This is a genomic window from Nostoc linckia z4, from assembly GCF_002608075.1.
GTDB lineage: Bacteria > Cyanobacteriota > Cyanobacteriia > Cyanobacteriales > Nostocaceae > Nostoc > Nostoc linckia.
Genome location: NZ_LAHA01000002.1, coordinates 45,478 through 68,771, shown reverse-complemented (window position 1 = coordinate 68,771; position 23,294 = coordinate 45,478). Strand labels below are relative to the sequence as shown.

General features: G+C 41.5%; 18 protein-coding genes. 11 read left to right on the top strand and 7 right to left on the bottom strand.

Features of this window, described 5'->3' with window-relative positions:
• The first annotated feature begins 655 nt into the window (after positions 1–655).
• The 3 genes from VF06_RS02620 (at position 656) to VF06_RS02610 (ending at position 3,464) form a co-directional block, all read left to right on the top strand.
• Entirely contained in the window at positions 656–1,321 is a 666-nt protein-coding gene (locus VF06_RS02620) for a Crp/Fnr family transcriptional regulator (RefSeq protein ID WP_099067171.1), read from the top strand.
• Positions 1,322–1,335: 14 nt separating this feature from the next.
• Complete coding sequence (locus VF06_RS02615; protein ID WP_099067170.1) at positions 1,336–2,073, top strand: DUF2232 domain-containing protein; 738 nt, start codon at positions 1,336–1,338, stop codon at positions 2,071–2,073.
• Between the two features lie 128 nt (positions 2,074–2,201).
• Complete coding sequence (locus tag VF06_RS02610) at positions 2,202–3,464, top strand: nicotinate-nucleotide--dimethylbenzimidazole phosphoribosyltransferase (protein ID WP_099073125.1); 1,263 nt, start codon at positions 2,202–2,204, stop codon at positions 3,462–3,464.
• 194 nt (positions 3,465–3,658) lie between these two features.
• Here the strand turns inward: VF06_RS02610 and VF06_RS02605 are convergent, their stop codons facing one another.
• Positions 3,659–4,033 (bottom strand): hypothetical protein, encoded by a 375-nt coding sequence (locus VF06_RS02605; RefSeq protein ID WP_099067168.1) that lies wholly within the window; start codon positions 4,031–4,033, stop codon positions 3,659–3,661.
• Positions 4,034–4,387: 354 nt separating this feature from the next.
• On the opposite strand from VF06_RS02605, the gene VF06_RS02600 reads away from it, so the two are divergent.
• Positions 4,388–5,566 (top strand): extracellular solute-binding protein, encoded by a 1,179-nt coding sequence (locus VF06_RS02600; protein ID WP_180267245.1) that lies wholly within the window; start codon positions 4,388–4,390, stop codon positions 5,564–5,566.
• Between the two features lie 153 nt (positions 5,567–5,719).
• Here VF06_RS02600 and VF06_RS42325 read toward each other — a convergent pair whose 3' ends face one another.
• The 5 genes from VF06_RS42325 to VF06_RS02580 form a co-directional block, all read right to left on the bottom strand.
• Positions 5,720–5,842 (bottom strand): hypothetical protein, encoded by a 123-nt coding sequence (locus VF06_RS42325; protein ID WP_257207459.1) that lies wholly within the window; start codon positions 5,840–5,842, stop codon positions 5,720–5,722.
• Between the two features lie 4 nt (positions 5,843–5,846).
• Positions 5,847–7,247, bottom strand: a complete 1,401-nt coding sequence (locus VF06_RS02595; RefSeq protein WP_099067166.1) for an ABC transporter substrate-binding protein — start codon at positions 7,245–7,247, stop codon at positions 5,847–5,849.
• Positions 7,248–7,573: 326 nt separating this feature from the next.
• Positions 7,574–8,635, bottom strand: a complete 1,062-nt coding sequence (locus VF06_RS02590; protein ID WP_099067165.1) for a PstS family phosphate ABC transporter substrate-binding protein — start codon at positions 8,633–8,635, stop codon at positions 7,574–7,576.
• Positions 8,636–8,660: 25 nt separating this feature from the next.
• Complete coding sequence (locus tag VF06_RS02585; RefSeq protein ID WP_099067164.1) at positions 8,661–10,058, bottom strand: serine/threonine-protein kinase; 1,398 nt, start codon at positions 10,056–10,058, stop codon at positions 8,661–8,663.
• A gap of 364 nt (positions 10,059–10,422) precedes the next feature.
• Positions 10,423–11,436 carry a LysR family transcriptional regulator gene (locus tag VF06_RS02580; RefSeq protein WP_099067163.1) on the bottom strand — a complete coding sequence of 338 codons (1,014 nt, stop codon included), beginning with the start codon at positions 11,434–11,436 and terminating at the stop codon, positions 10,423–10,425.
• A gap of 213 nt (positions 11,437–11,649) precedes the next feature.
• On the opposite strand from VF06_RS02580, the gene VF06_RS02575 reads away from it, so the two are divergent.
• From VF06_RS02575 to VF06_RS02560, 4 genes are all read left to right on the top strand, one after another.
• Complete coding sequence (locus VF06_RS02575) at positions 11,650–12,372, top strand: NnrU family protein (RefSeq protein ID WP_180267246.1); 723 nt, start codon at positions 11,650–11,652, stop codon at positions 12,370–12,372.
• 641 nt (positions 12,373–13,013) lie between these two features.
• Positions 13,014–13,400, top strand: coding sequence for a thioredoxin family protein (locus VF06_RS02565; protein ID WP_099067160.1), 387 nt, complete (start codon positions 13,014–13,016; stop codon positions 13,398–13,400).
• Between the two features lie 121 nt (positions 13,401–13,521).
• Positions 13,522–13,701, top strand: a complete 180-nt coding sequence (locus VF06_RS38860; RefSeq protein WP_143861826.1) for a hypothetical protein — start codon at positions 13,522–13,524, stop codon at positions 13,699–13,701.
• A 45-nt stretch (positions 13,702–13,746) separates the two neighbouring features.
• Entirely contained in the window at positions 13,747–15,840 is a 2,094-nt protein-coding gene (locus tag VF06_RS02560; RefSeq protein WP_099067159.1) for an NAD(P)H-quinone oxidoreductase subunit 5, read from the top strand.
• Between the two features lie 75 nt (positions 15,841–15,915).
• Here the strand turns inward: VF06_RS02560 and VF06_RS02555 are convergent, their stop codons facing one another.
• The gene (locus VF06_RS02555) at positions 15,916–19,794 is read right to left on the bottom strand and encodes an NACHT domain-containing protein (protein ID WP_099067158.1); all 3,879 of its coding nucleotides are present in this window, start codon (positions 19,792–19,794) and stop codon (positions 15,916–15,918) included.
• 1,021 nt (positions 19,795–20,815) lie between these two features.
• On the opposite strand from VF06_RS02555, the gene VF06_RS02540 reads away from it, so the two are divergent.
• The 3 genes from VF06_RS02540 (at position 20,816) to ndhD1 (ending at position 23,258) form a co-directional block, all read left to right on the top strand.
• Positions 20,816–21,007, top strand: coding sequence for a type II toxin-antitoxin system HicB family antitoxin (locus VF06_RS02540; protein WP_099067157.1), 192 nt, complete (start codon positions 20,816–20,818; stop codon positions 21,005–21,007).
• A complete protein-coding gene (locus VF06_RS02535; RefSeq protein WP_099067156.1) occupies positions 21,004–21,189 on the top strand; it encodes a type II toxin-antitoxin system HicA family toxin in 186 nt (61 codons plus the stop codon). Before VF06_RS02540 ends, VF06_RS02535 begins: the two co-directional genes overlap by 4 nt.
• Positions 21,190–21,680: 491 nt before the next feature.
• Positions 21,681–23,258 carry a photosynthetic/respiratory NAD(P)H-quinone oxidoreductase subunit D1 gene (gene ndhD1, locus VF06_RS02530; RefSeq protein ID WP_099067155.1) on the top strand — a complete coding sequence of 526 codons (1,578 nt, stop codon included), beginning with the start codon at positions 21,681–21,683 and terminating at the stop codon, positions 23,256–23,258.
• The last annotated feature ends 36 nt before the right edge of the window (positions 23,259–23,294 follow it).

Sequence of the window (23,294 nt, the reverse complement as noted above, 5' to 3'; positions counted from 1 at the left end):
AAACATTTACCTGTTATGCCATTGCAGTAAATCCAAGAGATGTTATACATAAAACTATGAAACTGCCTATGGAAAATGGGCGGATGTGCCAGTGTTCTCCCTTGAGGAGATAAAAATCCAAAGACCTCCAGACGCTGTATGAGATTAAATCAAATATCGGTTGAATCAGGCAATGGCGTATGAGGCTGGAAACCAAGACTGTACCGTAAGGTCAGTGCAGGTACTCCACTAGCTTGAGTAGGATCTATGTTGTTTACCTATATTTTTAAGTAATCAAGAGTAAGGAACTTCCAAGTAAAAAATATCATTGCTATTGTTCGCTGTTGACCGTTCACAGTTAATACTCAACAGTCAGCAGTCAACAGCCAACGGTTAACGCCGAAAGCAGAACAATTTATTTTTTACAGTTCCCCAATCAACTTTGCACTACAGTTAGCCCCAAAATCATACTTCAGCAGCCTAGAAACTAGTTTTTGCAAAATTTTTGCCCTATTTAACCCCATAGGTAAAAATTGCTTAAAAAATCCCTCTTTTCACTTTCTTGCGAAGTATAGGTTATTTTTATTGTTAAAAGGTGGCTGTGCTTTGATGGCTTAGGCTAAAAAAATACTTTTTTATGTCGTGTGTATATAGCAGCTTGAATAAAAATGTCCTAATGGAAGACCGATATGTGCCCTCATTTTTTCAGGGTTTGCCAGATGTTGTTGTTGAAACAGCCCTTACCCATCTTGTAACCCGCACTCATCCAGCTAATCAAGTGATCGTACTAGAAAATGACTGGGGTGGTGCTGTGTATTTTATCAGAGAAGGATGGGTAAAAATTCGTACTTATAATTTAGAAGGAAAAGAGGTAACACTGAACATTCTTGGCAAAGAGGAATTGTTTGGTGAAATGGCGGTTCTCAGTGAAAAACGCCGAACTACTGATGTGATTACCCTGACCCCAACGGTAATTGGCAGTATACCAGCGTCAGATTTTAGCAATTTGCTGAAAATAGAACCCTTGGCAGGACTAAGATTAGCAAAACTAATGGCAGAGCGTTTACAGCAAGTAAATCGGCGATTACGCTTGCGGGAATCTCATAGTCAGTCACGGGTGGCAGATACATTGCTGTTTTTGGCAGAGGGACAAGGCAAAAAAGGGCAAACAGGAACCGAAATCCCGAATTTGCCTCATCGCGAATTAAGTAGTTTAAGCGGATTGGCGCGGGAAACGGTAACGCGAGTATTGACAAGGCTGGAAAGAAGAGGCTTGATTAAACGGGATCAAGACATTATCTGCATTCCTGATATGTCAGCCTTAGAAAGAATGATAGTTTAACAACTTGTCAAAATATGAGCATTTTAAATTCTCTGCCAGATGAGCCAGAGGAAGATCCATCATCAGAATCGCAAACTCCTATCAATCATTGGGCAGACAAACAAGAGTTAACCCGTCCTCAACTCAAGGCTGATACGCCCTTGAGGATGGTGGAAACAGCTTTTTTAGCCAGTACTGCTAGCCTCATTTGGTTTATTAATTTTTATTTTCCTTTAGGCCCAGTTTTGCGGATATTTTTTCCAGTACCGATCGCTTTAGTTTATCTTCGTTGGGACAAACGAGCAGCATGGATGGCAGCAATCACTTCTGGATTATTGCTAACGGTACTCATGGGGCCAGCCCGGAGTTTACTATTTGTCATGCCCTACGGTTTTATGGGCGTGCTTTTAGGTGCAACATGGTATCGTCGTCGTGTGCCGTGGCTGGTTTCCATCACCTTGGGTACGCTGTTGGGTACTTTAGGAGTCTTTTTTCGGTTGTGGTTATTGTCTGTGTTATCAGGTGAAGACCTTTGGATTTATGTGATTACCCAGGTGAGTGGCTTTATCGAATGGGTATTTCTGAAGCTGAGTTTATTAGCAACTCCCAGTGTATTTTTGATTCAAATAGGTGCCATCGCTTTGATTATCCTCAACAACTTTATTTACCTTTTTGTAGTACACCTAGCAGCATGGCTACTTTTCGATCGCCTGGGTAACCCCATTCCCCGCCCACCACACTGGGTGCAAGTGCTGATGGATTATGAAGGATAGTCATTAGTCATTAGTCATTAGTCATTGGTCATTAGTCATTGGTCATTAGTTATTTCTCCCTCTGCCTCCCCTGCTTCCCCTGCCTCCCCATCTCCCCATCTCCCCATCTCCCCATCTCCCCATGCCCCATGCCCAATTCCCAAATTCGTATTTATACTCAAAAAGAACAGGGTGAAGAATGGCTGCGACGGTATCATGGTTGTCTGCCTGTGTTTGCCTGTGTTTTAGGATTTACTGAAACTGGTTTGATTCCAGGGATTTCAGCAGCAGGCCGCACTCCAGAGGATCGAAAATATACTGCTTATGCCGATGCGGAATTTTTGTACTACGGCGCGGAACATAAACCGCAATATCCTTTACCACCATTGGCCGCTGGGGCTTCACCTGTGTTGATTTCTCGTGCTGTCTTTGAGTCACTAAAAATACCAATGCATTTGTTTAATGCTGGCTTACCCCAAGCTCCTGCTGTGCCGGTAATTGATTTGGGCGGGACTCCTGCCAGGTGTTTAAGTGGAGGTAATGCAATGGAAATCACCACGGTACATCACTTGCTCCAACAAGGATTATTTTGGGGAGAACGCCTTGCGAGCAACATCCAACAAGGATATTTGATTATTGGTGAGTGTGTTGTTGGAGGCACTACAACTGCTCAGGCAATTTTAACTGGTTTAGGCATAGAAGCCGCGGGTAAAGTTAACAGTAGCCATCCTGTTTGTAACCACGCCCAAAAGGAGGCACTAGTGCAAGCTGGATTGGAGAGAATGAGGGGAGGGGGAGACACGGAGACACGGAGACGCAAAGACAGGGAGACACGAAGACACGGAGACATGGAGACATGGAGACACGGAGACACGGAGAAAACTTTCCCCGCGTCCCCGCGTCTTTCCGTCCCCGCGTCTCTATTCGATCCTCTAAAACTCGTCGCTGCTGTTGGCGATCCTATGCAAGTGGTGGTGGCTGGAATGGCCATAGCTGCTAGTCGTAGCTGTGGTGTGCTGCTGGGTGGAGGGACGCAAATGTTAGCGGTTTATGCACTCATGAGTGCGATCGCTCAAGCTTACGCTTTATCATGGCAACCAGAGGAAGTAGTTGTGGGTACAACCCGTTGGGTGGCTGAAGATTCTACTGGCGCTACTGTTGACTTAGCCCTAAGTTTAAGTAAAGGCAGTTTCACGGAGATTGCAGCAACTCCTCCCCTATTAGCAACTGTTCTTAACTTTAGTGATTCTCGTTATCCCCAATTGAGAGCTTATGAGCAGGGCTTTGTCAAAGAAGGTATGGGTGCTGGAGCAGCTTGCATAGCTGCTCATTTAAGTCAAGATTGGCAGCAACACCAACTTTTAACGGCCATTGAAGCCCAACTTGAGCGGTTGAGCTTGGTGAATTACTAATAACAAAACCGGAAACTTATAAAGCCCCGGTTTGTATTTGAACTCATCAATATTGGCTAAATTAGCAATAGTCAGAAAAGAAATTAAATTAAAGTACGACTGATGAATTTAGCTTACTTATTTTTGGGAGTACAACTGGTGAGTTTAGCCTCCCCAATTCAAGTATTGTTGAATTGTCAATTCTGACTTGTGTTTTAATGAATTCTTTCTCTAAGTAATTGTTCTTCCAAGGCAGCAATGCGATTGTATGCTGCTGTTAATTGCGCTGTCAGTCGTTGTATTTGAATTTCTGGTGTTAAATTATTGTCTCCACCCTGACGATGCATGTCTATATAAATGCCATCTGTTAATACATCCTTGTGTTCCATTTCCGAATTTGAACTGATACGTCCTTTTAATTGGTTCCCTCCAGCAGCACTATTTTCCTGATAATTGTTCCTTGCTTGTGTATTCGCTAAGGAACACTCTGAAAAAGCTTGAGCTACTTTAATGTCAAGCTGCTCAATTACTTGGCAGAGGGCATCCAGTTTTTGGCTCAGAATCAGGATTTGCTTTTGTAGTGGCTCCATTCAATACCCTCATCGGCACATTATCTTCTATGTTATTCAATTTACTGATAATCTTAACTATACTTATGGATTATTTAAGTATTCATATTTTTTGTGGCAATGTGACATTTAAATCATTACTTCTAAATATTAAGTAAAGATTTAGCATAGGTACAACTCAGGAAAATTATTGAGAAAGATTAAACTGGAGGTAGTGATTTGCATAAAAGCTAGGCAATTTGAGTCAAATGTTCAAAATTATCGATATTACCAACAAAAAATCCTAAAAATTTTAGAACTTTACTTGTGAGACACTCAGTCTCTGTGAATCTCTGCTAAATGTAGGTATAATTAAAAATCTCAAGTCCAAAATCAATGGATCGACGGTCTTTTTTACTAGGTACAAGTACGCTGACAATTTCACAACTGCTTTTTGGCTGTAGTGGAAACAAACAAACTCAATTAAAAGTAGAGTTATTAAAAGGTTCCATACCAAGCCAGGTAGTTAATGAATTTCACAAAGGTTTGCAGCAGCAGGTGGAACTGAAGTTCACTCCTGTGGAGCAGATACAGGATTTATTTCAGCAATTACAAAATTGGCAACAAAAACCAACAACCACTGAGGAGCAGGGATGGAAGCGTTTTGTACCCTTTGGACAAGCAAAAAAAACTCCTCCAGCTGACTTAGTAACATTGGGAGATTATTGGCTAAAAGCAGCTATTGAGCAGAAATTGATTCAACCACTGCAACAGTTACAAGGAAATCAACTAAAACAGTGGTCTAATTTAGATGAAAAATGGAAAAAACTGGTAACGCGCAACGACCAAGGTAACCCAGATGCTCAAGGAAAGGTGTGGGGTGCGCCTTATCGCTGGGGTAGTACGGTGATTGTTTACAATCGTGACAAGTTACGAGAATTAGGATGGACGCCCACAGATTGGAGTGATTTGTGGCGAGAAGGGTTAAAAGGGCGTATTTCCCTACTTAATCAACCACGAGAAGTTATTGGTTTGACTTTAAAGAAACTAGGAAAATCTTACAATACAGAAAATATCGACCAAGTACCAGACTTGGAAAAAGAATTACAGACATTAAACCAACAGGTGAAGTTCTACAGTTCTATTAATTACTTAGAACCTCTGATTATGGGTGATACTTGGCTAGCAGTTGGTTGGTCAACCGATATAGTACCTATTCTAGGTCGTTATCCCCAGCTAGCAGCAGTTATTCCCCAGTCAGGAACCGCAATTTGGGCAGATTTGTGGGTACGTCCGGTAGGTATTACTACAAGTAATTTATCAGATGGATGGATTGATTTTTGTTGGCAACCAAACATCGCTAGGCAAATTTCTTTACTCACCAAAAGCAATTCGCCAATTTCTACAAATATTACCGCTGCTGATATCCACAAGCCTTTAAGGAGTTTATTACAAAGCGATGCCAACGACGGGCTAAACCTGCGCTCAGTTTTCGATAAAAGCGAATTTCTACTTCCTTTATCTCCTTCAGCAACAAAACAATACGAATCTTTGTTTGGCAAAATTAAGGTTTAATTGGGGATGGGGTGTGTTGAGTGTTGAGTGTTGAGGTGGGGAGGTGGGGAAGTGGGGAGGTGGGGAGGTGGGGAGACAAGGCAGACAAGGCAGACAAGGCAGACAAGGCAGACAAGGAGACAAATTGCAACAACTGTTTCCCCTAGTCGCCAATTACCCTTGTTCCGTTGTTTTCTTCCCCTGCCCCTCTGCCCCATTTCCCTCATCTCCCTCATCTCCCCATCTCCCTTGTCTCCCCATCTCCCTTGTCTCCCCATCTCCCTTGTCTCCCCACACTCCTCTACCTCACTGGCTCAAAGTCATATCCAGTACGAGAACGAGAGCCAGGAACAATTTTTACAAGTTGCACTGGGGCAATGCGATCGCCTGATGCTAAAAATCTAATTGAACCAGAAGCACCAGTGGCAGAAAAGTCAGAGGATAAGAGTGCTTGTTGGACTCCAGAACGTGTGGGATTGCGTTCTATGGCGGCAATCAAAGCTACTGTCGCATCATAACTGGTGGCAGTTCGCCAACTCACGTCACCACCCCATAACTGCCGGGATTTTTGAGGAAAATCTGACATCAGATTGCCTGCAATATGCCAAGGAACTGCTACTATCATTCCCACGGCTTGTTCTGTGCCAATTTCTAAAGTTTTGACGGTGTAAATATTATCTCCCCCCAGAAGGATTAAGCGTTTTTGGTTGACCTGAATGACTTGCAAGGCTTTATCTTGAGTGTTAGTGTTGGGAACTAACATCAATACTTCTGCACCTTGTTTAATAGCTTGTTCTACGCTTTTAGCGGCACTAAAATCTGCTTGGGATAAGTCAAATTCATTTGATATTTGTCCGCCTTCTAGGGAAACAGATGAAACAAATTCAGACTTTAAAGACTGGCTGTAGTTACTCTCAGAATTAAAGAACACCGCTGCATTCTTTTTCTGTAAAGTTTTTACCATGTAATTAGCTAATGTTCTGGCAGCCATGAAATCGCTGGGAACTGTCCGAAAAACGTAGCGGCTAAAGTTAGAAATTTTGACAGAAGTACTAGTAGGAGAAATGGCTACCAGTTGTCCAGAATTATAAACTGTGCCTGCTGCTAAGGTGGTGTCACTGGCATTGGGCCCGACTACACCCAATACTTGAGGATTGTTAACTAAGTTGGCAGCTATTTTTTGAGAAATTTCTGGATTATTATCATCGTTAGCTATCCCTACTTTTAATGGCACTTTCTTAATTCCACCAGAGGCATTAATAAAATTTTGAGCTTGTGCAATGCCACGCAAAATTTCTTGGGAAGTGTTGGGATCCGTGCCCATTGGGACGGAAGCAAAAATGGTATAGCTTTGGGAAGTACCAATGCGGGCATTATTCAGATATATCAGTGCTTCTGGGTCGTTGGGTCTGGCTTTTAGAGATGCTTCTAAACTAGCGATCGCTTGATAGTAATTTTTACTGGCAAATGCTTGTATTCCCTCTTTTTTGGATGGAGTAATTTCCCCAGGAGTCAAAGTTTTTTCGCCAAAACTAATGCGGTCTGCTAAAGATACATTTGTTTTTGGTTCCGGTGACTTTTCTTTAATGGTATTACTAATAACAATGCCATTTCTCGTAAACCACCAAACACCAGTTGCCACTATTCCCACTGTCAGCAATAGAGCCAAGGATAAAACTACGGTTTCATTCTTTTGTGACATGAATAAATTTTAATGAAATAAAAATGTTTATTATTTGATTTGTTGAATAATTCAGGAGTCAAAATTGAGAATCCAGAATAATTATAGAATTAAGTGTGCTATATGTATTTTGTTTTTTGAGTATCTATAGTTAGAGTGAGGTAGAGAAATTTTTGTTTTTCAATGCAAAGTGGTACAGAGTCAAGCGCAGCGAAAAATCTGAATCAAGGCTTCCTTGGATCGGAACTTTTCAAGACAGAGTTACGCTGAGGTTTCTCAATAAGATAAGTGAGGTACTCAGTAGTTCAATAAATTAGGAAACACTGACTTGTGAATTCTGAGAAGGATTATTTTATTCTGACAAATCCAGCTTTTTCAATGAGTTGTTGACCTTGAGATGTCAGCAGCCAGTTGGCATAACCTTCCCCGGCTTGTTGATCTGTTTGATTATTTTGTTTAACGATGACAAATAAATTCCGAGTAATGGGATATTCACCACTCAAAAACGCCTGACTATTTAATCGATTGCGTTTATTAGGACACTCAGATACAGGAATAAAAGGTTGTTGATAGGGAGCCACAAATTTATCATTTGTACGTCCGATTGATAGGGATTTAATCATACACTGGGGTACAATTTCTGGAGCAGAACCATAATAAATACCACCAGGGGTGATTGCTAATTTTCGCAGCGCTTCAGTGGTGGTGTCAATATAATTAATTTTGAGACTAAATTCTTCTTTATTAAGAACATTTTCGACAAAAAATTCAACTGTACCGCCGGCTTCTTTGCTACGAGAATAAATTGTAATTGGTAAATTAGGGCCGCCGACTTGTTGCCAGTTAGTAATTTTACCTGTGTAAATTTCTTTTAATTGAGTAACAGTTAAACCAGGAATATTCAGATTGTGATTTACGGCGATGGCAATTCCATCAATGGCCACTGGAATTTCTTTTAAACTAAATCCTTTTTGTTGAGCTTCTGCATTTTCTTCGGCTTTCACTGGTCGAGAAGATTGAGAAAAAGCTAATTGATTAGCTATTAACATCTTAATTCCAGTACCAGAACCTGGTTTTTCATTAATCGGTTGAGTGTAACGCAAACGAAATTCAGGACACAGGCTTTGCAATACCGAGTCTACGTCTTTACGAATAGGTGCCCAGGTTGTACTTCCACCGTAGTTGAATGTCCCCTGTGGTAGGTTGGATACTTCACATTTACGATTACTAGTTTCTGGAGAATTGGGAACAGGAATAACATCCTTGGAATTATTATTTACAGATTGATTAGTGTTCAGTTTATTTAATTGCGCCCACCGTTCCATAAAAAACCATAAGCCACCAAAAATTAAGCCGATAGTGATAATAGCGGCTAAAAAAAGAGTTAGCGTTTCATTTTTCTGAGACATAAGTTAGGTTTAGCACCAAGAGTTTTTAAAGAATGAGAGATAGTAACTTATAAATCAGTCGAAATACGGCTGTTAGAGAGATGGCGACTAAACTAGCTGCAACTGCTAAAATAATGACTGACTGTATATCAAGACCACCTTGTAAAAAGGGTAGAAAAAAAATAATCGCAAAAGTAATTGCGGGAATAATTAATAAATCAAACTTTTCAATCCATCGCCTGGTTTGGGCAAATATCAGTAACCCCAAAATGATGGATGCAACAATTAATGTTATTTCTGGTGATTTTACTAAACTGAAGAGGGCGATGGCTATCAATGCACCTTCAAATCCACTAAAAGCTGCCCCAGTGAGTAATTCCAATGTTGAAAACGTTGGTTGAGTGACTGGAGTATGGGGTTTGGAAGGAGTAGAACTTTGAGGTGATTGGGGTGGAAGTGTTACAGAAGGTGAATTAATTTGTGTCGCCGCTAAAGCTGTTGATTTTAAGGCATCTAGGACTTGTTGGGCTGATTGGAACCGTTGATTGGCAGCAGGTAGAAGCATGTTATCTAAAACATTAGCAAGGTGAGGGCTGACATTCACTTGCGATCGCCATTTCCATTGGTTAGTATAGGCATCAAAAAGTTGAGTTGCTTCTCGGTCTGTCAACAAAGTAATTATAGTCACAGCCAAAGCGTATAAATCCGTAGATGGAAATACTTGCCCCCCAGTCATTTGTTCTGGTGGTGCAAACCCCAGAGAATAAATTCCTGTGGAAGAGGGCGCGCCTGATGCTACATTTGCTACTTGCTTGACCGCGCCAAAATCTAGTAGGAAGAGTTTGCCATCACGACGACGCATAATATTAGAAGGTTTGATGTCTCTGTGGATAATGCCTCTCTCATGAACAAATTTGAGTATCTTCAGGATTTCTTGCAATACTTCTAATACCTGTTGTTCAGAAAATTGACCTTGTTGAGCTAATTCTTCTTCTAAGTTTTGCCCGTCAATATATTCTTGGACTAAGTAAAAAAATTGGTCTTGCTCTCCTGGTTGCAAGCTATTAACAATCACTGGAAAAAAGGCAAATAAATCAGGAATTTGCTCGTGTTCGTTGCCTATTTCGGCTAAAACTTCTGCCTCTCTCTCAAACATCAGTTGTGCTTGTTGCAGTTGAGTTGGGGTTAAATTTCCCGCTGGTTGAAACTGCTTGACAACGCATTGACGCATTCCGGGAATTCGGCGATCGCGTGCCAAAAATGCTGCTCCAAATCCACCCCTACCCAACAACTTAATGGTCACATATCGACCATCAAGCAAAAGTGGCATACCACAACTAATACAGTACTTTTGCTGCGTTGTTTTCAGCGTTGTAACATCATCTAAATCGGCAAAATAGTTTTGTGGGCGCGGACAACGTGGGCGAGTACAGTAAACTTCCATTTTCGTGATTAGTCATTAGTCAAAATAATTCGTAATTGAGAATGGGCTACGCTAACGTAATTCGTAACTAGTTGAGCTTACAGAGAAACTAAATTTCTTTATCAAGAACAGGAAAATTTTTTCTTTATGTCAAATCCCTAGCTTGTCTACAGCACTTGGGGTAATGATTACGAATTACGTAGCTTGCTTCTCGCCAAAGGCAAGTATTACGAATTATTTGGTCATTGATAAAAAACAAAGGACAAATGACATAGACGCTGGAAGGGCGGCTTTTCGTACTCTTGGGTCGAAGCAAGCTACGCCTTCGTACAGCGTGTTGCAGACAAGCGTCCTGTAGGTAAGGGTAAGGACTAATGACCAGATTTTAGTCTTCGCCGAGGGAGGTGGGCGTTGCTATATCCAATGTAGTTAGAACTATGTTTTTTTGTGCCAATGTTAACACATCTTGGTTCCATCCAGGGTTAGCGAACTGGGGCAGAATTTCTTGACTAAAAGCTTCTGCCGCTTTAGATCGATAGCGGTTGGGATTAAAAATCAGCCATAACGTTCGTTTAACAACGACGTTTTCAATGTTGGCACAGTGGAGAACACCCATTTGCAGTTCCTTAGCGATGGCGCTAGTGGAGACAAAGGCAGCTCCCAAACCAGATTGCACAGCGTTTTTAATGGCTTCAATGGAATTGAGTTCCATTTCCACTTTAAAACGCCTGGTATCAATTTCACAGCGTGCTAATACTTGGTCAATTACTTTGCGGATTGTCGATTGGGAATCTAAAGCGATGAATTGTAATTTATATAAGTCTTCTTTTTGGATTTTTTCAAGTTTGGCTAGGGGATGAAAAACCGGTAGAATCAGCGCTAGTTCATCTTCAGCGTAAGGAATAACTTCCAAAGATTCTGCTAGTTCGCCGGGAATCTCACCACCGATGATGGCGAGATCTACTTGTCCGTTAGCGACACTCCAAGCAGTGCGGCGAGTAGAGTGGACGTGCAATTGCACTGCCACATCTGGATATCTTTGACGGAACATGCCAATCATTCTGGGCAAAAGGTAAGTGCCAGTGGTTTGAGAAGCACCGACAATTAAAGTACCGCCTTGGAGATTTTGCAAATCCTCAATGGCGCGGCAGGTTTCCTGACACAGACTGAGGATTTTTTCGCCGTAGCTTAAGAGTAAATGCCCAGCTTCCGTTAACTGTGCGCGTCGTCCTCCACGGTCGAATAAAGGCACATCTAACTGCCGTTCGAGATTTTGCACTTGCAAACTGACGGCAGGTTGGGAGACATAGAGACTATCAGCAGCGCGCTTGAAGCTCCCTTCTACAGCGATCGCTTTGAGAATACGTAACTGATCTAAAGTGAAAGGAAGGTCAGACATAAGGCTCAACCCACAAACTTTGAAAGGAGCGGATGTAGGCAACAAATCACCTTTGCCAGCAATTGGCTGGGTGCGATTTATTGCATCTTAAACTTGACGGCTGGACTCGAAAAAGACAGTAGCACAACATGTTGACTAAAGTCCCCTTTTGAATACTTTGTGGTATTGGTTGTACTGAATTCAGTTTTCTTTAAATTACTTCACCCGTGTATTATGATGCCGATTTCTTGGTTGACACCCAGTCATTTTGTCATACTGGGGTTAGAAATAGTTTTTGCGATCGCTCACAGTGGAGGCGCTGCTTTGCGCCCTTGGGCAGAAAAATACATTGGGCCGAGGCTTTATCGTATTCTTTTTGCATTAGTCAGCCTACCATTGGCTACGATCTTAATTATTTACTTTTTTCGGCATCGCTATGATGGTTTGCAACTTTGGCAGGTACAGGGTGTGCCAGGAGTTCGAGAAATTGTTTGGCTGCTGTCAGCAATCTCGTTTTTGTTTTTGTATCCTGCTACCTTCAATCTACTAGAAATTGCAGCCATTAAAAAGCCTGAAGTCCATCTCTACGAAACAGGAATTATTCGGGTTACTCGTCACCCCCAGATGGTAGGACAAATCATTTGGTGTGTCGCCCACACTCTATGGCTCGGTACTACCTTTACCCTTGTAACCTCCATTGGCCTGATATTGCATCACCTGTTTGGGGTTTGGCATGGCGATCGCCGTTTGGGCTTGCGCTATGGGTCAGCTTTTGAAATCGTCAAACAACGGACTTCAATTATTCCCTTTAAAGCAATTCTTGACGGCCGTCAATCTATCAAATGGCAGGAATTTCTCCGCCCCGCTTATTTAGGAGTTGCGATTTTTGTGGTTTTATTGTGGTGGTCACACCCTCTATTACTGGAAGCAACTGGTACGATAAAATGGGGATTTTAATCGATCCCCACTGTCAACATAAAATTCCAAGTCGATGAAAATTTCAGCTTATCAATTGCCCCCGAATCAATGTAGGATAAATTCAAACATTTATCAGTGGGGGTACATTCAGTCAACTTGAAATTTGATATCGGTAGGTGTTGGTCGGTTGCCAATCTGGGGAGTAAATGGGCCATTGAGTCTCAATTCCCAAACAGTAAAGGCAATCAAAAATTGAATATCCAAAAAGCCACCTTAAAAGTTGTGCTAGCTTTTTAATCGCAAACACATAAATCCGCTAAGTTATATCCAAATCACTGTGTGTCTTAGGATTTGTGCCCTCAAAGCAGCGATGGCTACAGCGTGCTTTGCTAAAGCAATTTACTGGCTTGAAAATCCTTCACCGAACCTGCGCCAAGCAATGAATATTAAATACTGTGTCAAAAAATACATAATTATTCATTGCTTGGCAAATAGTCCCAGCCCCCACTTGAATCGTAAACAAAAACAATTTAGTTATGGAGTCCCATTCAGCAACGCCACTGGCTCCGCATTTGGAGACCAAATGACCGCAGTGGCTCCTCAGGACTAAAAATCCAGCACTACTGAATTCATTGCAAATAGCTAGTTTGAGATAAAAACCTTATAATCCAAGAGGCGTCATGGTGTTGTCGGTTAGTGAGCGGACATTTACTCAAGAAGTTTTAGAATCTCCAATTCCTGTTTTAGTGAATTTTGAAGCCCCTTGGTGCGGGTTGTGTCGAATTATCCACCCACTTTTATTACAATTTCAAGCCCAATGCGGGGAGGAAATAAAATTAGTGGTGGTTAACGCCGATCAGAATTTTAAATTGTCTACAACTTATAGACTCAAGTCACTGCCAACTTTGCTTTTGATTGAAAATGGCAACATTCGACATCGCCTAGAAGGTTTTCGGGGCAGAGAAGATTTACGTCTAGCGTTAGAAGATATCCAAGCCAAGTACAGCAGCTACCCTAAAATCTACAAGGGTTCTAAAACGGCTGACTTGGAGTATTGGTCAGCTTGATGTGAATGGGGTATGGGGCATGGGGCATGGGGCATGGGGCATGGGGCATGGGGCATGGAGAGACAAGGTAGACAAGGTAGACAAGGTGAATAACTCCTAACTCCTCACTTGGGACTTAGCAATGCCATTGCCCAATGTCCAATGCCCAATGCCCAATGCCCAATGCCCAATGCCCATTGCCCATTGCCCAATGCCCAATGCCCAATGCCCAATGCCCAAATCTAAAACCATGCTTAATACCCCACCCAATCAGCTTTGGGTGGGTTATTTTATCCTAAAGGGTGTGTGTCACAATTGTTAACAGTTCCGACACGCTAGTCAAGAATTCTAAAAGTAGGCGTCAGTGATGGAAGTAATCTATCAGTATGCCTGGCTGATTCCGGTATTACCTCTTTTTGGGGCAATGCTGGTCGGTCTAGGGTTAATCTCGTTGAATCAGGTGACAAATAGCCTGCGGCAGTTGAACGCTATAGTCATTATCTCCCTAATGGGAGCCGCTATGGCGCTGTCGTTTGCTTTGTTGTGGAGTCAAGTTCAAGGACATCCGGCTTACACCCATAACTTGGAGTGGGCTGCGGCAGGCAATTTTCACCTGAGCATGGGCTACACTGTTGACCACCTGACAGCCCTAATGCTGGTGATTGTGACAACAGTAGCTTTATTAGTCATGGTTTATACTGATGGCTACATGGCTCACGATCCCGGTTACGTGCGGTTTTATGCTTATCTCAGTTTATTTGGCTCTTCAATGTTAGGTCTGGTGCTTAGCCCCAACCTAGTACAGATTTATATATTCTGGGAACTTGTCGGGATGTGTTCCTACTTGCTGGTCGGTTTTTGGTACGATCGCAAGTCAGCCGCAGATGCCGCACAAAAAGCATTTGTAACCAACCGCGTGGGCGACTTTGGTCTTTTGTTGGGGATTTTAGGGCTGTTCTGGGCAACGGGAAGCTTTGATTTTAACATTATGGGCGATCGCCTCGCCCAACTCGTAGAAACAGGTTCTATCAGCAATTTTCTCGCTGTCCTGTTTGCGATTTTAGTTTTCCTCGGCCCGGTGGCAAAATCCGCCCAATTCCCTCTGCATGTCTGGCTACCAGATGCAATGGAAGGCCCCACCCCCATTTCTGCTTTGATTCACGCAGCAACAATGGTGGCGGCGGGTGTTTTCCTGGTAGCCCGGATGTACCCAGTATTTGAACATGTCCCAGCAGCAATGACAGTCATTGCCTTTACTGGGGCATTTACGGCGTTTTTGGGGGCAACTATCGCCATTACCCAAAACGACATCAAAAAAGGCTTGGCTTATTCCACCATTTCCCAACTCGGTTACATGGTGATGGCAATGGGAGTGGGTTCCTACAGTGCTGGATTATTCCACCTGATGACCCACGCTTATTTTAAGGCGATGCTGTTCTTGGGTTCTGGTTCCGTAATTCATGGTATGGAAGGTGTCGTCGGTCACGACCCCGCCTTAGCCCAGGATATGCGCCTGATGGGCGGACTGCGGAAGTATATGCCAGTGACGGCAACTACCTTTTTGATTGGTTGCTTGGCAATTTCTGGTATCCCCCCCTTCGCTGGTTTCTGGTCAAAAGATGAAATTTTGGGACAAGCTTTTCAAGCTAACCCATTCCTCTGGTTGGTTGGTTGGTTAACCGCCGGTATTACTGCTTTCTACATGTTCAGAATGTATTTCATGACATTTGAAGGCAAATTCCGCGGAACTGACGACAAAATCAAGCAAAAGCTGAAGAAGGCAGCGACAATCGTCCTAGAGTTAGAGTCAGAAGAACCAGTGCCGAATTATGGCCCTGGAGCCATGAAAAAAGGAGAATTGGCGGCACACTCCCATGACACCCATGACTCCCACGGACATCACAGCGATTCTCCCCACGAGTCGCCGTGGACAATGACTCTGCCTTTAGCGGTTTTGGCAGTACCTTCGATTTTGATTGGTTTGGTGGGAACTCCCTTTGCCAATTACTTCGAGCATTTTATCTTTCCACCAACCGAAACCCTCTCAGAAGTTCTAGAAAAAACTGCCGAGTTCGACCCGACAGAGTTTTATATTATGGCGGGTGCTTCAGTAGCAATTTCGGTAGTTGGCATTAGTTTGGCTTTCTTAATGTACTTGCAGGGTAAAATTGACCCAGCTGCGATCGCTGCTAAAATCAAACCACTTTACGAGTTATCCCTCAATAAGTGGTACTTTGATGACATTTACCATCGTGTTTTTGTCCTCGGCCTGCGTCGCGTGGCTAGACAAGTTATGGAAGTTGACTTCCGCGTTGTCGATGGTGCAGTTAACCTCACAGGCTTCTTCACCCTTGTCAGCGGCGAAGGTCTAAAATACCTCGAAAACGGTCGCGCTCAATTCTACGCCTTGATTGTGTTTGGCGCTGTTTTGGGTTTAGTGATTGTTTTTGGTGTCACCTGATTTGAATAGGGGTGGGCGGTTGTCCGCCCCTACATTATTTTTAGATTTCCTGGTTTGGTTGCCAGATGTAATTGTCTATGTTTCAAACCATTTATCCCTACGTGCTATCTCCCCTACAGGAGTCGTTTTAGATGCCACAAGATTCTTACATATAGCTTCCGCTACAGCAACCAAAAATCCAGGATAGCGATCAGGGTGTTCGGCAATCTCCTCAGCAAGATCAGTTGGCAAAGGATTTTTTTCTCCTCTTCTAGCAACACGACGTGCAAACAAGTAGGAAGCATATTCCTCTGATATTGCTCCTTTAGCATAACTTTGAGCAATCACTTCCAATACAGGATGCCAATCGGTTTCATTTCTTTGAAGAAGATCAAGTGCAAACTCCTGGCAAAGTTTTAGTACCAATGGATCAGATTCAGTATACGCACTCAGATATGAAACATAAAGCTTTCTTTTACTTTGCTCTTTCGCACGTAAAGTAAATAAAGTAACAGTCCTCGCACCTAGAGTTTTTGGCATTGAATCTACATTAAGGTAGATCATGCGTTCGTGCAAGTCTTGTATTAAAGCAATTGTATCTTCTACAGAGCGATGCAGACGCTGCCAGTTATCTAGAGATAATTTTTCAATGTAAGGATCTATGAATATAGCCAAATTTTCTAAAGTTTTTGAACTACCCCATGTTACAAGAACCAATGTAATGAACATGGCATCCACTTCGTTATTCACTTTATTTAACTGTTGCTGCCACCAACTTGGTCTACCAGCTTGCAATCTTGCATATCGTGTTCGTCGGCACAACGATTTTGAGTGTTCAAGAAGTTCAGGAAATTCTTTGCATGTTTCAGTTTTAGATTTAATTCCACTACCTATATTTGCAAGATGAAACAATGCCCAGCGATCCCCACAAACTTGGCGAGCTTTTTCAATGATATTGTCCCAAGGAACAATATTAGTTGCCCATTCTTGGACATTCCGCTGTGATTCTTGTTGAGATATTTCTACAATTTCGTAATACTTAGAAACTTCAGCAAATTGAGGGATAGATTGGACGCTATCTTTATTAAGAGATTGTAAAAAGTATCTTCCATTATTAACTATGTGTGAAATCTGATGTTTCCAAATTTCAAAAAGTGTAAGGTTTAAATTTCTTGCTCTGAAAGCTAATGCATATCGACTTGCGTCAATGGAGTGACTGAAAAGCTCTATAACGGTACTTATTTGAATGTTGCGACGATTGTCAACTACAATATTTCTCTGTAAAATTTCATCTATAGTTAAAATAAAGTTTTTTTGAGTCATTTCGCAATAATCAAATCGCCGAATTTTAAAAAGAAGAGACACACATTTTGAACGGTTAATCTCATCTGATAAAATCTTCATTATGTCAAAAAAACTAATTTTATTCAAAATACCTAAATAGTATCCATACTCCAGCCAGTTACCTTGATCAATAATACTTTGACTATAAAAATATTTATTCCACAAATTTAAAATTTCGTCTGATGTAGCATTTGCTCTGATTAAATCTATTATTTCTAAAGCATAGTCTTTAGGAGGAATTTTTTCTAGGCTCTTAAAGCAGTGATTTATTAGTTCTTCCTGTCCACAATCTTTTGGAAGCAATAAAGGGTTTCCTAGTCCAAGTCGGCGACTATTGGATGGTAATACATATCGTAATCCAATCTCATCTAGTATTAGTTCAACAACAGCTTTAACAGATTTAGGATGTTGCTTAAAGACCCAGTCAGAAAGTAAGGTAGCGGCTAATATTCTTGGATGACTAATTAGTCGATATCCTTCCTGTTCAATTAAATCTTGTAACCTATCAATGAGCGAAGGGAGTTCACCTTTGGTATAGCAACCAGCATAAAATCTCGTAACGTTGAACCAGTAAAAATTACGTGCTATGGCATCAAAACGATCAGGTAATGTGCCTGTTTTTTCATTTCCAGTTGGAGAATAAGGGGCAGTATCATAAAGGTATCGCGCCGTGAAGTACTCTCGCAGTGGTTGAACTTCAAATTCATACATACCTTCAACACGTTGTACCAGCGCCATTATGCGTTCTACCATGCCTCTAAACAATTCGTCTAATAATGATTTAGAATGACCTTCATCATCAAGATATTTTGAAAGAAGCTCATAAAGTTTATCTTTCGAGATGCTACCATTACCTCCCTGTTCTGCTTCTGTATGAAGTATCCAAGCAAAATATCTTTGAACATTTATTAAAAGTTCTCGGTGGTCACGAACTATAGGAGTCTTTGCTGCTTCACGATCTAGAAAATGCTTTATGTAATCATCGTAAAGAGCCGTTCTTTTTTCTGGAAGCGATAAACCTTGACTACGAATAAGGCTTAGTAATATTGTCAACTGCATTGGGTTTTTGGATAAATCACGCAGATGTGGTTGATTTAGCTTTTCTTTTATAATTTTTCTAATTTCCGCAGCTTCTTTATTATCAAGCCTTCTTGCCTTAATCCAATTCGTTGTATATTCGTCAATCAGAGTACGAGTTAGGGAATCAAGCTGATAGTGGGGAAACTTATCCTGTGGAAGGCCAGGCGAATTAGCAAATGCTGCTGGGCGACTTGTCACAACAACTTGAAGTGATTCAGCTATTGTTTCAAGACGATTTACACCAATGACAATCTCATTAACAACTTCCTGCCTTTTTAAGATATCAGCAACTTCATCAAGCCCGTCAAAAACAAGTAGTACTGGACTGAGTTTTATTACAGCACGCAGATCGCTGACATCAAAGTCACCACCGCCTGAATCATGCCGTACTAAAGCAGCAAGAAATGATTCTAAAGATTTTTGCCAATTAGAAGGAAGCTCTTCTTCTTCTTCAAGTGAAAAAGGATTTTTTTTGTCAAGCCAAGTTGCCAGATCTCTCAAATCAATTTTAAATGGTAGACGAACTGGAGAGTATCTATGTATTGCAGGCAATTTTTCTAAAGTTTCATCTTTATGATCTGTGGATAAAGAACGGAATACTTCATCATTGCCCAATACTCGCATCCGATGTACTTGGCACACATATTGAGTTATTGTCGATTTACCTTGTCCAGGTGCACCTTCGAGAACTATTAAAGGGATATTTTTTTGAACCAAGACATGAAGTAGAAATGTTGCTGTACCAACTATCTCCCGTTCATCTGGTCTAATATTAGAGTAAAAATTGACATCACGGTAAGTAGTATTTATTTGAGTATTTATATGTCTTTCAATATTTGAAGCAATCTCATGATAAGTTCTATATAATTTATTTTCTTTTTTGACAGTTGTATCCCTTTGAGGTGGAGAAATTGGAACATCTATAAATAAATCCAACAGTCTGTTTTGTAGTTCTACCTGCCGGAATTTTACCTCTTGCTCTTGACAAAATTGATGTTTGACAAAAGAACGAATTGCATCAGACCTGCGCTCACTATTTTCTGAAAGCCTAGACTCAATGACTGCTCTAATTAAATCTGGCCCTGTCATCAGCTCAGGATATACCCACTTTAGATCCCAAGCATTATCCAGTCTGCGGTTCAAATCATCACGCCACCAGCACACTGCTGGTACACCAAGCTCACTATTAAGTAGTTGATTAGCTTTATCTATGGAGCCTGAGTCAGGATGTGCAGTTCCAGGAATATCAGTAATCAACACAAACTTAGTTGCTCCCTTAGGAATTTGCTCCTTAAGTTTTGGAGCTTCAGCTTCTAAAATCCCTATAAGCCATTTGTGAGGATCAATTTCTGTAAATGGTCGTCTCACAAACTTAATTTGGTACATTATGAAGCTAGGGTTAGAATCAATGGTCAAATACACCACTGCATCTCGTCCCCCATCTGGTTGTGCAACAGGAAAACATTGGACGTTAGGATACTCTTTTGTTAGTAGTGCTTGGCAGAACTGCTGGAACTTTTCTGGGTTTAGATTCTGAAATGGGTAATCCATGTACTTAATAATACTGAGGGGAAGTTATGCAAATTTCTACACTCTATCTGCACTTACAGAATTTAAGAGTGTCGTTTGGGTAGTGATTGTTTAATTACATCTTCAATCTCTTCTAAACTCACATCTGCCTGATCCGATTTTGCATAAATGAGTAGAAATAAGACGCATTCAGGTGAGACAACTTGATAGATTACCCTGTATCCGCCACTTTTGCCTCTAGGGATATCACTGTTTTTTGGTCGAACTTTAAAAACGGTCAAGTCTATGCCAGAGATTTGATTGCTGATAAAATTTCCAGCTTGTAGCCGCTTGGTAATGGGTTGAATGTCAATTTGAAGAAAAATGATCGCGTTTACTCTGAGTTTTGAGACGGTCTTTGAAAGGAGGAGTAAACCTAACTTCTGCCATAAATTTAGGCTTTGATATCGTCTTAAAGCTCTGAAACTAGGAAAGTTTTTTCTGCTGCTACTTGTCGCACAGACTCTTGCAGATCGGCTAATATTTGTGCTTTTGGTTCTTTTTCATCAATGCAAGCTAAACCACTGGCGTTATCAGAATTTATGGAACTGATAAGCTGTTGCTAAAGTTCTATAGGAAGAAGTACATCTGTTGTTTGTCTATTTGCGTTGGTGACATAACAAATCTGATTTTTAATTTGTGCCATTATCGTAGGGTTGTTTCTCCTCTAATAGTTTTTGCACCAAATTGCTTTTTCGACAACCAGCAAACAGCATCGTGTATTTTTAGCGACACCTGGGTTAGACTAGGCGATCGCATCTTTCAAACCCTAGTTTACCGACTTTTTCGGGTAAACTTTTGACGGTAGCTGTGAATAATTTGAGGTGAAAAGCAAGGACTACGGTGTTTTGCTTGAAGGTGATAGGGGAACTCTTTGCTCACAAGAAAGTTGGTTTAAAGAATTTAATCGTCATTTAAGATCCATGAGGTAATCTAGCGATAGAGGATCTAAGCATCAGTAGGTTAAATTTCCCTAGTTCAGAAAAAGGCAGCGAATAGGCGAATGATCAAGAAGAAATACATTTACTGGCAAGATGATGATATGTGGTTAGGTTATCTCGAAGAATATCCTGATTATTGGACTCAGGGTGAAACCGAAGAGGAGCTAAGAGAAAATCTACTCGATATTTACAGTGAATTAACAAGTGGAACTATCCAAAATATTCGCAGAGTAGCAGAACTTGAAGTCTCATGAAACGAAGAGACTTAATCAGTAAGCTTGAAGAAATGGGTTGTATCTTCGTTCGTCATGGTGGCAAACATGATTGGTATCAGAATCCAATAACAAAAATTTCTCAAGCCGTTCCCAGACATAGAGAAATCAACGAGCAACTTGCCAAACATATTATTAAGATGCTTAGCGAGGAAGCAGGCTAACACTGCGTTAGAGCCGAGTTAAGCCACTGGCGTTATCAGAATTTATAGAACTGATAAGCTGTTGCTAAAGTTCTATAGGAAGAAGTACATCTGTTGTTTGTCTATTTGCGTTGGTGACATAACGAATCTGATTTTTAATTTGTGCCATTATCGTAGGGTTGTTTCTCCTCTAGTAGTTTTTGCACCAAATTGCTTTTTCGACAACCAGCAAACAGCATCGTGTATTTTTAGCGACACCTGGGTTAGACTAGGCGATCGCATCTGCAAAACCCTAGTTTAGCGGCTTTTTTTGGGTAAATTTTTGAATAGAGCGGGAGTATCCTAACCCACATTGCGTACTCTAACTGTCAAAAAATACTCACAAAAAGAAAAATCAGGGATTGCTAATTTAATTAAATCAACCTAACGAGTAAGACCAAATCCCCAAAAAGCTGTTAGTTAATAACTAGTGACTTTTTGCCAAACATGATTTTGATAGCAGACGAATTGCGATGAATACAGCTAATTTCCCGTGGCTGACGACGATCATTCTATTTCCGATAGCGGCGTCACTACTGATTCCCATCATCCCAGATAAAGACGGCAAAACAGTGCGCTGGTACTCCCTGATTATCGGGCTGATAGATTTTGCACTGATTGTTTACGCTTTTTATACTGGGTATGATTTCTCCAATCCAGATTTGCAGTTGGTGGAGAGTTACCCCTGGGTACCGCAACTCGATTTGAATTGGTCAGTAGGGGCTGATGGCTTGTCCATGCCTCTGATTATTTTGACTGGATTCATTACCACCCTAGCGACTTTAGCAGCTTGGCCTGTGACCTTCAAGCCGAAGCTATTTTACTTTTTGCTGTTGGCGATGTATGGCGGTCAAATTGCCGTCTTCGCCGTCCAGGATATGCTGCTGTTTTTCCTAGTGTGGGAATTGGAGTTGATTCCGGTTTACCTGCTGCTGGCAATTTGGGGAGGCAAAAAGCGGCAATATGCAGCGACCAAGTTTATTTTGTACACTGCTGGCGGTTCGCTGTTTATTTTAGTCGGTGCTTTGACAATGGCCTTTTATGGCGATACAGTCACTTTTGACATGCGATCGCTTGGCCTCAAAGATTACGCCCTCAATTTCCAACTTTTAATTTACGGTGGCTTCCTCATTGCCTACGCCGTCAAGTTGCCGATTATTCCCTTACACACCTGGCTTCCAGATGCCCACGGTGAAGCTACAGCCCCCGTACACATGTTACTGGCAGGTATTCTGCTGAAAATGGGCGGTTACGCTCTGATTCGGATGAATGCCCAAATGTTACCTGATGCCCACGCTTATTTTGCCCCCGTGTTAGTGGTTCTGGGGGTGGTAAATATCATCTACGCCGCCCTGACATCCTTTGCCCAGCGCAACCTGAAGCGAAAAATTGCCTACTCATCAATTTCTCACATGGGTTTTGTTACCATTGGCATTGCTTCCTTTACCGATTTGGGATTAAGTGGAGCAGTATTACAAATGGTTTCCCACGGATTAATTGGGGCGAGTTTGTTCTTCTTGGTGGGCGCAACTTATGACCGGACACACACCTTGATGTTAGATGAAATGGGTGGTGTCGGTAAGAGAATGCAGAAAATTTTCGCTATGTTTACCACCTGTTCAATGGCATCTTTAGCATTGCCAGGAATGAGCGGTTTTGTAGCAGAATTAATGGTATTTGTGGGCTTTGCTACTAGCGATGCTTATAGCTCTACCTTCAAAGTTATTGTAGTTTTCTTGATGGCAGTTGGGGTGATTTTAACTCCGATTTATCTGCTGTCGATGTTGCGAGAAATTTTCTACGGTCAAGAAAACGAAGAATTAGTTTCTCACCAAGCTTTGATAGATGCCGAACCCCGTGAAGTATTTATCATTGCCTGTTTGTTAGTGCCAATTATTGGTATTGGTTTCTATCCCAAATTGCTCACTCAAATGTACGACTCTACAACTGTACAATTGACAGCAAGATTGCGTAATTCAGTGCCGACATTAGCACAACAAAAACCAGAAGCAACAAAAGTTTCTTTGAGTGCGCCAGAAATTGCTAATTAAATAGCGATCGCTAATTTTTAATATTAGTTTTGGGGC

Coding starts and splice junctions, on each gene's coding strand:
- VF06_RS02555 (WP_099067158.1), bottom strand. CDS start 19,794: ATGGATTACCCATTTCAGAATCTAAACCCAGAAAAGTTCCAGCAGTTC.
- ndhD1 (WP_099067155.1), top strand. CDS start 21,681: ATGAATACAGCTAATTTCCCGTGGCTGACGACGATCATTCTATTTCCG.
- VF06_RS02585 (WP_099067164.1), bottom strand. CDS start 10,058: ATGGAAGTTTACTGTACTCGCCCACGTTGTCCGCGCCCACAAAACTAT.
- VF06_RS02600 (WP_180267245.1), top strand. CDS start 4,388: ATGGATCGACGGTCTTTTTTACTAGGTACAAGTACGCTGACAATTTCA.
- VF06_RS02620 (WP_099067171.1), top strand. CDS start 656: ATGGAAGACCGATATGTGCCCTCATTTTTTCAGGGTTTGCCAGATGTT.
- VF06_RS02595 (WP_099067166.1), bottom strand. CDS start 7,247: ATGTCACAAAAGAATGAAACCGTAGTTTTATCCTTGGCTCTATTGCTG.
- VF06_RS02565 (WP_099067160.1), top strand. CDS start 13,014: ATGGTGTTGTCGGTTAGTGAGCGGACATTTACTCAAGAAGTTTTAGAA.
- VF06_RS02535 (WP_099067156.1), top strand. CDS start 21,004: ATGAAACGAAGAGACTTAATCAGTAAGCTTGAAGAAATGGGTTGTATC.
- VF06_RS38860 (WP_143861826.1), top strand. CDS start 13,522: ATGCCATTGCCCAATGTCCAATGCCCAATGCCCAATGCCCAATGCCCA.
- VF06_RS02580 (WP_099067163.1), bottom strand. CDS start 11,436: ATGTCTGACCTTCCTTTCACTTTAGATCAGTTACGTATTCTCAAAGCG.
- VF06_RS02610 (WP_099073125.1), top strand. CDS start 2,202: ATGCCCAATTCCCAAATTCGTATTTATACTCAAAAAGAACAGGGTGAA.
- VF06_RS02575 (WP_180267246.1), top strand. CDS start 11,650: ATGATGCCGATTTCTTGGTTGACACCCAGTCATTTTGTCATACTGGGG.
- VF06_RS02560 (WP_099067159.1), top strand. CDS start 13,747: ATGGAAGTAATCTATCAGTATGCCTGGCTGATTCCGGTATTACCTCTT.
- VF06_RS02615 (WP_099067170.1), top strand. CDS start 1,336: ATGAGCATTTTAAATTCTCTGCCAGATGAGCCAGAGGAAGATCCATCA.
- VF06_RS02540 (WP_099067157.1), top strand. CDS start 20,816: ATGATCAAGAAGAAATACATTTACTGGCAAGATGATGATATGTGGTTA.
- VF06_RS02605 (WP_099067168.1), bottom strand. CDS start 4,033: ATGGAGCCACTACAAAAGCAAATCCTGATTCTGAGCCAAAAACTGGAT.
- VF06_RS02590 (WP_099067165.1), bottom strand. CDS start 8,635: ATGTCTCAGAAAAATGAAACGCTAACTCTTTTTTTAGCCGCTATTATC.